The 13136-nt window shown below is 42.7% G+C and carries 14 protein-coding genes; 8 read left to right on the forward strand and 6 right to left on the reverse strand.

The features are described 5' to 3' along the window. Positions 1-32 precede the first annotated feature (32 nt). From PCC7418_RS20065 to miaB, 4 genes are all read left to right on the forward strand, one after another. Positions 33-263: a TIGR02450 family Trp-rich protein gene (locus PCC7418_RS20065; protein WP_015225433.1), complete on the forward strand. Its 231-nt coding sequence runs from the start codon at positions 33-35 to the stop codon at positions 261-263. Continuing rightward, entirely contained in the window at positions 260-742 is a 483-nt protein-coding gene (gene scpB / locus PCC7418_RS06750; protein WP_015225434.1) for an SMC-Scp complex subunit ScpB, read from the forward strand. Before PCC7418_RS20065 ends, scpB begins: the two co-directional genes overlap by 4 nt. A gap of 340 nt (positions 743-1082) precedes the next feature. Continuing rightward, the gene (locus tag PCC7418_RS06755; protein WP_015225435.1) at positions 1083-2597 is read left to right on the forward strand and encodes an ammonium transporter; all 1515 of its coding nucleotides are present in this window, start codon (positions 1083-1085) and stop codon (positions 2595-2597) included. A gap of 331 nt (positions 2598-2928) precedes the next feature. Further along, on the forward strand, positions 2929-4272 hold the full coding sequence (gene miaB, locus PCC7418_RS06760) for a tRNA (N6-isopentenyl adenosine(37)-C2)-methylthiotransferase MiaB (RefSeq protein ID WP_015225436.1): 1344 nt from the start codon (positions 2929-2931) through the stop codon (positions 4270-4272). Here the strand turns inward: miaB and PCC7418_RS06765 are convergent. Continuing rightward, on the reverse strand, positions 4269-5216 hold the full coding sequence (locus PCC7418_RS06765; RefSeq protein WP_015225437.1) for an alpha/beta fold hydrolase: 948 nt from the start codon (positions 5214-5216) through the stop codon (positions 4269-4271). The genes miaB and PCC7418_RS06765 overlap by 4 nt on opposite strands. Before the next feature lie 204 nt (positions 5217-5420). On the opposite strand from PCC7418_RS06765, the gene PCC7418_RS06770 reads away from it, so the two are divergent. The 3 genes from PCC7418_RS06770 (at position 5421) to PCC7418_RS06780 (ending at position 8312) form a co-directional block, all read left to right on the forward strand. Then, entirely contained in the window at positions 5421-6170 is a 750-nt protein-coding gene (locus tag PCC7418_RS06770) for a sucrose-phosphate phosphatase (RefSeq protein WP_015225438.1), read from the forward strand. A 90-nt stretch (positions 6171-6260) separates the two neighbouring features. Continuing rightward, positions 6261-7082, forward strand: a complete 822-nt coding sequence (locus tag PCC7418_RS06775; RefSeq protein ID WP_015225439.1) for an ABC transporter ATP-binding protein — start codon at positions 6261-6263, stop codon at positions 7080-7082. Between the two features lie 30 nt (positions 7083-7112). Beyond that, positions 7113-8312, forward strand: a complete 1200-nt coding sequence (locus tag PCC7418_RS06780) for an MlaD family protein (protein ID WP_015225440.1) — start codon at positions 7113-7115, stop codon at positions 8310-8312. Here PCC7418_RS06780 and PCC7418_RS06785 read toward each other — a convergent pair whose 3' ends face one another. After that, the gene (locus PCC7418_RS06785) at positions 8313-8990 is read right to left on the reverse strand and encodes a hypothetical protein (protein WP_150107037.1); all 678 of its coding nucleotides are present in this window, start codon (positions 8988-8990) and stop codon (positions 8313-8315) included. A 173-nt stretch (positions 8991-9163) separates the two neighbouring features. On the opposite strand from PCC7418_RS06785, the gene PCC7418_RS06790 reads away from it, so the two are divergent. Beyond that, entirely contained in the window at positions 9164-9847 is a 684-nt protein-coding gene (locus PCC7418_RS06790) for a Crp/Fnr family transcriptional regulator (RefSeq protein ID WP_015225442.1), read from the forward strand. On the opposite strand, the gene rfbB is transcribed toward PCC7418_RS06790, so the two are convergent. The 4 genes from rfbB to tuf all read right to left on the reverse strand — a co-directional run bounded on the left by rfbB (position 9844) and on the right by tuf (position 13123). Continuing rightward, complete coding sequence (rfbB, locus tag PCC7418_RS06795) at positions 9844-10926, reverse strand: dTDP-glucose 4,6-dehydratase (protein ID WP_015225443.1); 1083 nt, start codon at positions 10924-10926, stop codon at positions 9844-9846. The two genes, PCC7418_RS06790 and rfbB, sit on opposite strands and share 4 nt — an antisense overlap. An 81-nt stretch (positions 10927-11007) precedes the next feature. After that, entirely contained in the window at positions 11008-11421 is a 414-nt protein-coding gene (locus tag PCC7418_RS06800) for a DUF4332 domain-containing protein (RefSeq protein WP_015225444.1), read from the reverse strand. A 40-nt stretch (positions 11422-11461) separates the two neighbouring features. Further along, positions 11462-11770: a 30S ribosomal protein S10 gene (gene rpsJ / locus PCC7418_RS06805; protein WP_216086723.1), complete on the reverse strand. Its 309-nt coding sequence runs from the start codon at positions 11768-11770 to the stop codon at positions 11462-11464. A 123-nt stretch (positions 11771-11893) separates the two neighbouring features. Then, the gene (tuf, locus tag PCC7418_RS06810; RefSeq protein WP_015225446.1) at positions 11894-13123 is read right to left on the reverse strand and encodes an elongation factor Tu; all 1230 of its coding nucleotides are present in this window, start codon (positions 13121-13123) and stop codon (positions 11894-11896) included. Between the last annotated feature and the right edge of the window lie 13 nt (positions 13124-13136).

Here is a 13136-nt window from a genome sequence, read left to right on the forward strand (position 1 = left end):
GCAGGGTTTTTGGGTTGATAACTGGCAATCAAATGACAAAAAAACAGAAATTTCCTCATCTTGTTGGCTCAAAATGGACAGCGCAGAAAAAAACCTGGGGCTGGCGACATTTTGAAGTCGTTAATCGTAAAAATCAAGGAAAGTGGGTTTTTGCAGAAATGGTCGCCTCTTGTGATGCCAATGTGCGTTTTTGGATTAATGCTCAGCAACTCAAAGATCGAGATTTGTGGAAACCGGGTTGGACTCCCCTGCAAGACTTATGAATGAGCCTCGTTTAGCTACTCAGATCGAAGCAATTTTATACTTAAAAGCACAACCCCTTTCTCTTAAAGAAATTAGCGAATATGCTCAGCGCGATCGCGCTGATGTTGAAGATGCTATCCTCGAATTAATGTCTGATTATGCCCATCGTGATAGTGCGTTAGAGGTGGTAGAAACGCCTAATGGGTATAGTTTGCAACTGCGATCTACTTATCAGAAACTCCTCCATCATTTAGTCCCAGCCGAATTAGGTGTTGGGGCGTTAAGAACCCTCGCCGCGATCGCGCTGAAAAATCCCATTTTACAAACAGAATTAATTGATTTACGAGGCAGCAGTGCCTATCAACAAGTGCAAGAATTAGTCGAATTAGGGTTAATTCAAAAACGCAGAGAAGGACGATCCTATTGGTTAGAGGTGACCAATACGTTTTATCAATATTTTGAAATTGATGATCTAGCGCTACTTGAAAAGGAAAGGTAAGTTTGATGATCAGTCATTTGCTAGTGGGTAGTTTTTTCTTTTTCACTATTAAGCCTCTACTGGTCACTTATCACTAGTGACTAATAAAACGCGCTGTATAGAATTGACTTCAATCACAAAAAGGAACGAAAAGGAAAGCCTTGAAGGGCTGAGTTGATACTGCTTATGATTACTATATGTATTTTTCGATACAGAAAAGATGACGCAAAAAATACAAAATTTGACCGATTCCGATGATTAAATTGAATAATTACAGTTACGTGCCAACTTGGGTTCATTTTTCAAACCTTGGTTGCATAAGTTTAGATTCGCCAATCGTTAAAGCAGGAAAATTTGACTGATGATGTCTCACGCTAAACAAAAAAAGAAGGAAACTGTTTCTGGGCAGTATTCCCTTTGGAACTCACCTTTATTACAACCCTTACGCATAATTGCTCGTTCTTTCTCTCCCTATTGGTTCGCTTGCATTCCTCTCGTTGCGCTAATTTTGATTGTTACCCAAAGTGCAGCACAAGCCCAACACGCCTTTGATCTCGAAACGGTCGATATGAGTGACCCCGCAGTGATCAAAGGAATCCTCGATACCGTCTTTGTCTTCGTTTGTGCGGTGCTTGTCATTTTCATGAATGCGGGCTTTGGAATGCTCGAAACAGGCTTCTGTCGCCAGAAAAACGCCGTTAATATTCTCTCCAAAAACTTAATTGTCTTTGGGATTGCGGTGATTGGATACTGGGCATTGGGTTTTGCGTTTATGTATGGCTCTGGTAGTGCGTTTATGGGCTTTGCGGGCTTTTTCCTCTCCAGTAGTGACCCCGCAACCTATGGCTTAGATCCATTCCCTGCTGGCTTACCGATTTCTGTGTCTTTCTTGTTCCAAGTTGCTTTTGCTGCGACTGCAGCCACCATTGTTTCTGGGGCGGTTGCAGAACGGATTAAGTTTGTGGATTTCTTAATCTTCTCTTTCTTATTAACTGCCATTTCCTACCCCATTAGCGGACACTGGGTTTGGGGGGGTGGTTTACTCTCTTCCATTCCTTTCTTAGGCGGGGCTGGTTTCCATGACTTCGCTGGTTCTACTGTGGTTCACTCTGTTGGCGGTTGGGCTGCGTTGATGGGGGCTGCTTTTGTCGGTCCGCGCACAGGTAAATATCGCGAAGACGGTAGCAGTAGCGCGATTCCAGGTCATAATATGAGTCTTGCCACTCTCGGCTGCTTAATTCTCTGGATTGGCTGGTATGGCTTTAACCCTGGGTCAGAATTAGCAGCAACCCCCAATATCACTTATATTGCCATGACGACCACTCTCGCAGCAGCAGCAGGGGGCATTGCTTCGACCTTTACCTCTTGGTTTAAGGATGGTTATCCCGATTTATCCATGATTGTTAATGGCATTCTTGCTGGTTTAGTCGGGATTACAGCAGGCTGTGATGCGATTCCTTATCCGTTTGCTGTTCTCACTGGCGCGATCGCGGGAATTATTGTTGTTTTCGCTGTGTCTTTCTTTGATAGCATCAAAATTGATGACCCTGTTGGTGCAATCTCTGTTCACCTTGTCTGTGGTGTTTGGGGAACAATCGCCGTTGCTCTATTCGGAGGAGCAAACTTTGTCGCTCAAATCCTGGGTATTCTCACCATTGGTGGCTTTACAGTTCTCTCTAGTAGTATTGTTTGGGGAATTTTAAAAGCAACCCTTGGCGTTCGGGTTTCCATGGAAGAAGAAGTGCAAGGTCTCGATATTGGCGAACACGCGATGGAAGCCTACAGTGGCTTTGTCAAAGAAGCTGATGTTTTAAGTGGTGGTCGCAGTATGTCCATGAGTCAAGGCGGAGAAGTGCCTCGCAGTTCTGAATCGTAAACTAACTGAAAATCTTTCTTGGGGGATTTCCCCTCAGTCCCCCCAAACTGGGGGATTTTTTTGGGTCGTTTTGAAATCACCACAAATAACTAATAATACCATCTCGATCAATTAGTGCTACACAACGTAGGCTGAAACCCCCCTTAGTAAGGGGAATCCCCCCTAACCCCCCTTCAATAAGGGGGGAACCCTTGGGGGGATCGTTATGTAGTGCTAGTTGATCGAAACGCTATAACTATTTGCTGCGGAGAATTTTCATCTGCGCTAATATACGATATGCAGATCATGTTCTGCTCTTTTTGTTGTGTTTTCACCCCCTCTGCTTTCAATTATGACTTCAATTACTTCTCGTCGTTATCACATTACTACCTTTGGCTGTCAGATGAATAAAGCTGACTCGGAACGGATGGCGGGTATTTTGGACGCGATGGGCTATCAAGCAGAAGATGATCCTTATCTGGCTGATGTTGTAGTTTACAATACCTGCACAATTCGGGATAATGCAGAACAAAAAGTTTATTCTTATCTGGGACGACAAGCAAAACGGAAACAAAAGAGTGCTGATGTCACGTTGATTGTTGCTGGCTGTGTCGCACAACAAGAAGGGGAAAAGTTATTACGGCGTGTTCCCGAATTAGATTTAGTGATGGGTCCGCAGCACGCCAACCGCCTTGGGGATCTCTTGGAACAAGTACAAGAAGGAAATCAAATTGTTGCCACAGAACCCATTTACATTATGGAAGATATCACTAAACCGCGACGAGATAGTGATATTACGGCGTGGGTGAATGTTATTTATGGGTGTAATGAGCGTTGCAGTTATTGTGTTGTTCCCAATGTGCGGGGGGTAGAACAATCCCGAACTCCCGAAGCGATTCGGGAAGAAATGGAAATCCTCGCCGAACAAGGCTATCAAGAAGTCACGCTGTTAGGACAAAATATTGATGCTTATGGGCGTGATCTCCCTGGTTCGACTCCAGAAGGACGACATAAGCACACCTTTACGGATTTACTCTATTATGTCCATGATGTGCCTGGAATTGAACGGATTCGCTTTGCAACCAGTCATCCCCGCTACTTTACAGAACGTTTGATTCGCGCTTGTGCGGAGTTACCGAAGGTGTGCGAACATTTTCATATTCCGTTTCAGTCTGGGGATAATGAAGTCTTAAAAGCAATGTCTCGCGGTTATACTCATGAGAAATATCGGCGGATTGTGGATAAGATTCGTCACTATCTCCCTGATGCTGCGATTAGTGCAGATGCGATTGTCGGTTTTCCAGGAGAAACAGAAGAACAGTTTCAGAATACTTTGCGCTTGGTCGAAGATGTTGAGTTTGACCAGTTAAATACGGCTGCTTATTCTCCCCGTCCTGGAACTCCTTCTGCAAAATGGGAAAATCAACTCAGTGATGAGGTGAAAAGTGATCGCCTGCAACGGTTAAATCATCTGGTTTCAACGAAAGCTGCAGCGCGATCGCGCCGTTATTTGGATCGCACTGAAGAAGTCTTGGTGGAAGGACAAAATCCCAAAGACCCCTCGCAAGTGATGGGACGCACCCGCACCAACCGCTTAACCTTCTTTGCGGGTGACATTAATCAACTGCGGGGAAAACAAGTCCCTGTGAAAATTACAGAAGTACGCGCCTTTAGTTTGACGGGTGAAATGGTTTAAGTTGCAAGACTTGCAGGGGGAGTTACTTGCTCTTGTAAAAACTGCATTACTTGTTGTTCAATTTGTTCTGATGCACAGGCGATCGCGTCATGTCCGCAATTTTCAAGAATTTCTAAACGGGAATTAGACATTTTTTGCTGTAAGATTTTGCCATGTTCGAGGGGAAACCAACGATCGCGATCGCCCCATAAAATCAGGGTTGGACAAAGAATTTCTGCTAGATTCTCTTGGACATAACTAATTAAATTCGGTTGTTGGCGTTCTAAGCATTCAATTTCTTGAGCAGCTTGTTGTAAGGTTTGGGTAAAGTGCGCGATCGCGCCTGGATTTTCAATAAACGGATATGTCAACGCATACACATCCTCATAGCGACTCATGGCGGGTGTCGTAACCACCTCTCTCCGCGCAAACCGCACCGCTTCCCGCACCAAAGGGGCTAAAGGTTTAACTAAACGAGACTGATCAAACTCTCTCACCACCGCTAAAGGAATTTTTGACAGAAAACGCATACTCGCACTCGGTAAGGCTTCAGGGAAAATCGCAGCATTAACTAACACCAATCGCTCAAAATATTGGGGATAGTCGATCACTGAGGCTAACGTAACCAAGCCCCCTAAAGATTGAGCAATCACCGTCGCGGGTTCATCACATAACGCGGAAATCACTTGCGGTAACTCTTGCTGTAATTGGGTAATTTTCCACTGAAAAGGCTTATCCGAAAAGCCATGTCCTGTCGCATCAAAAGCAATGACTCGATAGTGTTGAGCTAAAATCGGAATCAGTCGTCGCCAACTATAACTCCAACTCCCAATCCCATGTAAAAAAATAATCGGCGGTCCCTCACCTCTTTCGCCATAAGCAAGGTGATGAACTTCACCTTGAGAATTATACACAGGTAACTTTTTTTGCCCCTCTGGAAATGTATTTTCCCACCAATTTTTCATTGTCCCACTTCTCCTTAAATGAGATTATTTTCAGTGTTGAACGAATAGTTGACAACCCAGAACTTTAGAATCAAGTGTAAATTTAATATAACAAATCACTGTTAATCATCAAATTCTCATGTTCTCCATTTAACCAACTCCTATTCCAACCATAACGTTTTGATAACTTTTGCGATATAGCAATATGATTAAATTTGTAAAAAAATGAGTCAATTCTTATTTATTAGCGACCTCGATAATACTTTAATCGGCGATGACATTGCCCTCGAACAACTCAATAAAATTTTACAGAAAAAGCGAGAAGCAGACGGAACAAAAATCGTTTATGCAACTGGACGTTCTCTATTTTTATATAAAAAACTGACCACAGAAAAGCCCTTAATCCCTCCTGATGCCCTCATTGCTGCGGTAGGAACAGAAATTTATCTTAACCCAGAAAGTCAACAAATCGATCAAGATTGGGTAAAATTATTATCTAACAATTGGCAACGAGATAAAATTTTAGAAATTACTCAAACCTTTCCCGAACTGGTTCTGCAACCTGAATCAGAACAAGGACAATTTAAGATCAGTTTTCATCTTTCTGCTGATACAGCTAAACAGAACATTGAGCAGCTAGAAAATAGGCTCAAAGAGAATGGTTTAGAAATTAAACTCATTTACAGTGGAAGTAAAGATTTAGATTTGATTCCCCAGCAAGCGGACAAAGGCTTAGCGGTTAATTTCTTACAAAATAAGTGGGATTTCAATGATCTAAAAACGGTTGTTTGTGGTGACTCAGGAAATGATATTGCACTTTTTAGCACAGGTCAACCTCATGGAATTTTAGTCGGTAATGCTCAAATTGAACTGCGAGAATGGTATCAAAATAATCAAACAAACTATCGTTATTTTGCCGACCAAAATTATGCAGCAGGAATTCAAGAAGGGTTACAATACTTTCATTTCATTTAAACTGGCAATTATAGCAGTTTTCGGACTAGCGAGGTCTATTCTAAATTTTGATTCTTTGTCCCTCAAAAGACTAACAAACACTATAATATCATGAGTCAAATCGTTCCTGTTCCATCCCAGCCCTTAACAAAAACACCATTAATTGAACTGAAAGGGATTTCTAAAACCTTCGGGACAAAACCCATTCTAGATGAAGTTGATTTAACAATTTATGAAGGAGAAGCCCTTGTTATTATCGGTCCTTCTGGTACAGGAAAATCAACAATTCTCCGCATTATAGCGGGTTTACTCGCCCCAGATAGTGGTGAAATTTATGTGAAAGGGAAACGGCGAGACGGATTAATTGAAGAACATGATGATGCGATGAATATTAGCATGGTTTTCCAACACGCAGCCCTGTTTGACTCTCTTACTGTTGATGAGAATGTCGGCTTTTATTTATATCAAAACTCGCGCTTACCTCGGGACAAAATTCGCAAATTAGTAGAAGAAAAACTGGAAATGGTAGGCTTACCTGGAACGGCTGATCTCTCCCCTGCACAACTTTCTGGGGGGATGAAAAAACGAGTCAGTTTTGCGCGGGCGATTATGTCAAACCCTGATGATCCCGCAAGTTGTCCTGCTGCAATTCTATATGATGAACCCACCGCAGGACTCGATCCCATTGCTTCAACAGTCATTGAAGATTTAGTTCGTCAACTCCAAGATACCAATACCGGATGTGGGACTTATATTATGGTTAGCCACCAAGATAGCACCATTCGTCGTACTGCGGATCGGGTTATTTTTCTATATGGTGGTAAAGTACAGTGGGAAGGCAATGTTCATGAAATTGATACCACCACCCATCCCATGGTACGACAATTTTTTAGTGCTAGTGTTGAAGGACCGATTCGGGTGATTGGTAGTTAAAACAATTGCAATGCAATTAAGGATATAAATATGCGATCGCGCACAATTCGAGAAGGTTCTGTCGGTTTATTGATTCTATTCGGTTTTATTTTATTTGGCGGGCTTTTTATCTGGTTAAGAGGGTTTAAACTCGGGCAACAAAGTTATAATATTACCATCGCTTTTCGGGATGCAAATCGAGTGATTGCGGGTTCACCTGTCCGTTATCGAGGGGTTAATGTGGGAGAAGTGGTTAGCATTAATCCCAATGCAAACGGGGTTAATATTGAAGTTAAAATTAATCGGGTCGATCTGAGTATTCCCAGAGAAAATTTATTAGTGGAAGCGAATCAATCTGGGCTGATCGGAGAAACCTCTATTGATATTTACCCTCAAGTGCAATTAGCTTCAGATCAAGCAGGAATCAATCCCCTTAGTGAAGATTGTAATTCCCAAATTGTCGTGTGTGAAAATGACACGATTGACGGAAAAGTTGGCGCAAGTATTGATGTTTTAATTCGGAATACAGCAGAAGCTGCGGAATTAATAAGCGATCCCGAGTTGTTTAATAACTTGAAAAATGTTGCTCAAAGTGCAACTGATGCTGCGGATGGAATTGCAGAAGTGAGTCGAGAATTATCAGAGATTTCTGGAGATGTGAGTCAACAATTAAAAGTATTAACAACAACCACATCTCAACAACTTAGAGTGTTAAGCAAAACGACAGAAAAAACGGGAGAACAGGTGATAGCCACCGCAGCGGAAGCAGAAGAATTAATAGGAAATGTGAATCGGGTTGTGGTCGCGAATCAAAAAAATGTAGAAACAACTCTCGCCGAAATTAGTGCGACCAGTCAACAATTGAATCAACTAGTTGATACTCTAGCAGCAACCTTACAAAGTCTTAATAGCAATTTAGAAGCAACGGATACTCAAGAATTGATTCGTAATTTAGAAACCTTAACGGCGAATGCAGCAGCTACCTCAGAAAACTTAAAAAAAGCCTCAGCAACCCTCAGTAGTTCTGAAAATTTAGTTTTACTTCAACAAACCTTAGACTCAGCACGGGCAACCTTTGAAAATACGCAGAAAATTACTTCTGATCTCGATGAATTAACAGGAAATCCTGAATTTCGACAAGATTTGGAAGATTTAATTAAAGGATTAAGTGACTTACTCTCTTCCACTCAAGACTTAGAACAACAATTGGCAATTGCTGAAAAAAATAACTTAGAATTAAAGCAGGACTAACTAATCTTCCAAGTCAAAGAGTAGTCTTTCTGTAATAGCAATGGCAGTAAACCGAATGACTGCAAGTTGATGAAAATGAGGTTGTTGGCGGTTAAAGAGTTGACAGTGGCGATGAAACTCTAGAAAAGCAGCACTGAGGTGATCAGCAAGTTTTTCTCGCTGCTGCACAGAAGAGACTTTTTCTAAACCATCCCGAGTCAAAATGAGTTGATAGAGAAATTGCCAATCTTCATCTATTAAAAGACTAGGAGTGGAAAAAGAAATTGTCTTCCACTGTTGAATAGGATGAAGCAGAGAGATGAAGTTTTCTTGAATCCCCAATTGCAAAAGCTGCCAACATCGATCGCGCACATATTTGGGAAAAGAATCAATGGTCTCTGGTGGTGTGAGCGAGTAACTCAAGGAAGAAATCCCCTGCAATCCCTCCTCAAGCCAGTTTTGAATCGTCTTTTCGGTGAGGGTGAATTCAATCCAAGCGGGAGGAGAGCAGCGAATGTCAGCGAAATCAGGAGGGATTGTCTCTTGTAACTTCTCTGTGATCGCTGCTGCAACTTGAGAGGCCAAAGAGGAGTGTTTTCTGGCTAAAAAGAGCGCGATCGCGCTACGATAGTTAAGTTTGTTGTCTTGCCAGCGCAGTGTCAACGGCGGAGGATGACACTGATCAGTTCTCAGCGTCAAGGGTTGAACCTCCAGTTGATCTAAAACAAATTCAATACTATTTTGGAGTCTCTCCTCAATTGAGATTAAAAATTCTATTTCCCTTGACGAATCTTTCCCTTTCACTGTATCTTTTTATACTCGTACCACAAATTACTGTACTGTAAAATTAAGCGTCAGCACCTGTAAATATAATGTATCCTTCTTCTGCTTCTGAAACGAATCGTCCTTTTGTAATTTGGCAAAGAGTTGCTGATTGGGCCCATAGTCATTATCGAGCACGAACCTTTGGCAAAGAGGAGCGCATTCCCGCCCGTCCTGGATTATTGTATCTTGTTGAACGAGGGGTCATTCGTTTAGCAGGTCTCTCCCAAAATGAAGGGCTCAAACCCTCTAGTCTTGGGGAAGAAGCAGAAACTTTTTTAGGTTTTATTGGGGCGGGTCAACCCTTTGAAATTGTCGCGCAATCTCCCTACACCCTACAAGCCTACGCCCATGTGGAATCAACTTCTGTGATTTGGTTATATTGGAAAGATATCGACAATTGGCCCCATTTTCGTGGGGAAATCTTAGAAGCCTTTCGCACTCAACACCAACGGAAATTAATCTGGCTGAGTACCCTCGGACAACGGCAAACCATCGACCGCTTACTTGGTTTTCTCACCCTTCTTGTGGAAGAACACGGAAAACCCATTGAAGAGGGATATTACTTACCTTTTCCCCTCACTCATGCTCAAATTAGCAGTGCCATTGGTTCAACTCGCGTCACCGTCACTCGTCTGATGGGAAAATTACGACAGCAAGGTAAAATTCTAATTGTAGAAGACAATTTAATCTGCTTACCTTATTCTCCCGAACCATTGCTCAGTCCAAACTAAGCCGAGGTTTGATAGACCTGTTGATAATAGGCTTGATATTCTTCTGATAACAAAGGTTCCCACCAGTGGCGGTTTTCTAAATACCAGCTTACTGTCTGGCGTAATCCTTCTTCTACAGTGACAGACGGTTGCCAACCCAATTCTGTTTTAATTTTATCGGCATCAATGGCATAACGGCGGTCATGTCCAGGGCGATCTTTAACAAAGGTAATTAACTCTTGTGCAGGAGACACAGGAAGACTCGGTGCGAGTTCATCCATCAAATCACATAACATTCGCACCAAGTCAATATTTTTCACTTCATTGTTTCCGCCAATATTATAAGTTTCTCCAGGTTTCCCTTTGCGAATAACAGTATCTAACGCCCGACAATGATCCAGAACATACAACCAATCACGAACATTTTGACCATCTCCGTAAACTGGTAACGGTTTTCCAAGGAGGATGTTAATACACATCAACGGAATTAGTTTTTCAGGATAATGATAGGGGCCGTAGTTATTGGAACAGTTGGTAATGAGGGTGGGGAGTTCATAGGTGTGGTAGTAGGCGCGAACTAAGTGATCACTCCCTGCTTTTGATGCTGAATAAGGGCTATTTGGGGCGTAAGGGGTTGTTTCTCGGAATGGGGGATCGTCGGGCTCTAATGTGCCATAAACTTCGTCTGTGGAAACATGGAGAAAGCGTCCGTTTCCCTCTAGCTGCGGGTAATAATTGCGGAAGGCTTCAAGGAGGGTAAATGTCCCGATGACGTTGGTTTGAATAAACGCATCTGGGGCTAAAATTGAGCGATCCACATGGGATTCTGCTGCAAAATGAGCAATCGTATTAATTTGATAGTCTCGCAAGAGACGGTCAACTAGAGCGCGATCGGTAATATTCCCTTGACTAAAATGAAAATTAGGGTTGGATTCTAATTCTTTTAAGTTATCAAGATTTCCCGCATAGGTGAGAGCATCGAGGACAACTACTGCATCTTCGGGGTGTTCATTGAGCCAATAGTGAACAAAATTAGATCCAATAAAGCCAGCACCGCCAGTGACTAATAAATGGTTATTTGTAGTTCGTTGTTGGTTCATGGTTGTTTGTTGTTTGTTGTTGGTTCATGGTTGTTTGGTAACTGGTAACTGCTGTACCTCGATCCGCTAAGGAACGCTATATTAATTGTTAATTATTAGTTGCTTTGCCTCCTGAATCCATTTTTGAACAGTTTCCACAGGAGGACAATAGTCTTTGCGTTTGAAAAGAGACACCTGTAATTTTAGAATTTGACGATGGAGTTTTTGCGGGTGCATTTGACTTAACTGCTCAATTGAAGCGATTCCCCCATGAAGTAATAAGCCACAATAGTCACAACCAACACTTTCAACTCGGGCTAAATCCGCCATGATCAGCCATTTATTAATCTGTTGCGGTTTTTGCTGTAAATGGTGCGCGATCGCGCTTTTTCCCGCAGCCGTTTGCCCTTTTTTTAATAAATCTTCTGTTGTCTGAATTCCTAAAGATTCAAGGCGCGATCGTGTTGTCTCATCCAAACGGGGTAACTTGTTAATTGGCCAACTTTTTCCTTGCATGGATTAAGTCACCCCCAAAAGGGGCGACAGTAAACTAGGATTATAGTTTTACTTCAATATCAACCCCTGCGGGTAAATCGAGTTTCATCAAAGCATCAATAGTCTTAGAAGAGGGCTGATAGATATCAATAATTCGGCGATGGGTGCGTGTCTCAAAGTGTTCCCGAGAATCTTTATTGACGTGAGGGGAACGCAAAACACAATAAATTTTCCGTTTCGTGGGTAGAGGAATCGGACCCACAGCATTGGCATCGGTACGCTTTGCCGTTTCTACAATTTTATCGCAGGAAGTATCAAGTAAACGTCGATCAAATCCTTTGAGACGGATCCGAATTTTTTGCTGTTGGATAGTTGCCATAGTTGAAATGAGTTAATTCAGTTGTCGAGGTTCAGAATAATGAAAACCGTAAAAGCGAATAAAAGAGCAACAGGGAAATATCCACTGCTGCTCTTAAGAAGTTATCTTAGTGAGCTATGCCACAATTTTGGACACAACACCAGCACCAATAGTGCGACCGCCCTCACGAATCGCAAAGCGCATTCCTTGTTCAATTGCAACAGGGCTGATGAGTTGTACGGTCATTTTGACACGGTCACCTGGCATCACCATTTCTGCTTCACTGCCATCATCTGCTGTAAAAGCGGTGATGGTACCAGTGACATCAGTTGTGCGGACAAAGAACTGAGGACGATAGTTGGGGAAGAAAGGTGTATGACGACCCCCTTCTTCTTTTTTCAACACATAAACCTCAGCTTCAAACTGGGTATGAGGGGTGATGGAGCCAGGTTTCGCCAGTACCATTCCGCGCTCAATATCATCTTTTTGAATCCCACGGAGAAGAATCCCAACGTTGTCACCAGCCATCCCTTCATCAAGGGTTTTCTGGAACATTTCAACGCCAGTGACAGTGCTTTTACGGGTATCTTGAATCCCGACGATTTCGACTTCTTCGCCCACTTTAACTTTACCGCGTTCAATCCGACCTGTGGCAACCGTTCCCCGACCTGTAATGGAGAATACATCTTCCACCGCCATTAAGAAAGGCTTATCAATATCCCGCTCTGGTGTGGGAATATAGTCATCCACTGCATCCATGAGTTCGTAGATTTTATCAACCCACTCGTTTTCTCCTTTGCTAATTTGAGGATTTTTGGTGAGTTCTTCTACAGCCATTAAAGCAGAACCAGAAATAATGGGGATATCATCGCCTGGGAAATCATACTCACTCAGCAATTCCCGAACTTCAAGTTCTACTAACTCTAAAAGTTCTTCGTCATCCACTTGATCAACTTTATTCAAGAAAACCACGAGGCTAGAAATTCCCACCTGACGGGCTAGCAAAATATGCTCACGGGTTTGGGGCATCGGACCATCTGCAGCAGAACAGACGAGGATTGCACCATCCATCTGTGCTGCACCTGTAATCATGTTTTTTACATAGTCCGCGTGTCCTGGGCAGTCCACGTGGGCATAGTGACGCTTATCGGTCTCATATTCCACGTGAGCCGTGTTAATGGTAATTCCCCGCGCTTTTTCTTCTGGGGCAGCATCAATATCTTCATATTGACGTGCTTTTGCCCGACCAGAGGAGGACAAGGTCATTGTCAAAGCTGCAGTTAATGTGGTTTTACCGTGGTCAACGTGACCAACAGTGCCAATATTCGCGTGATCTTTTGTACGTTCAAATTTTTCGCGTGCCATGAGTCAATTCTTC

The sequence above is a fragment of the Halothece sp. PCC 7418 genome (genome assembly GCF_000317635.1).
Lineage (GTDB): Bacteria > Cyanobacteriota > Cyanobacteriia > Cyanobacteriales > Rubidibacteraceae > Halothece.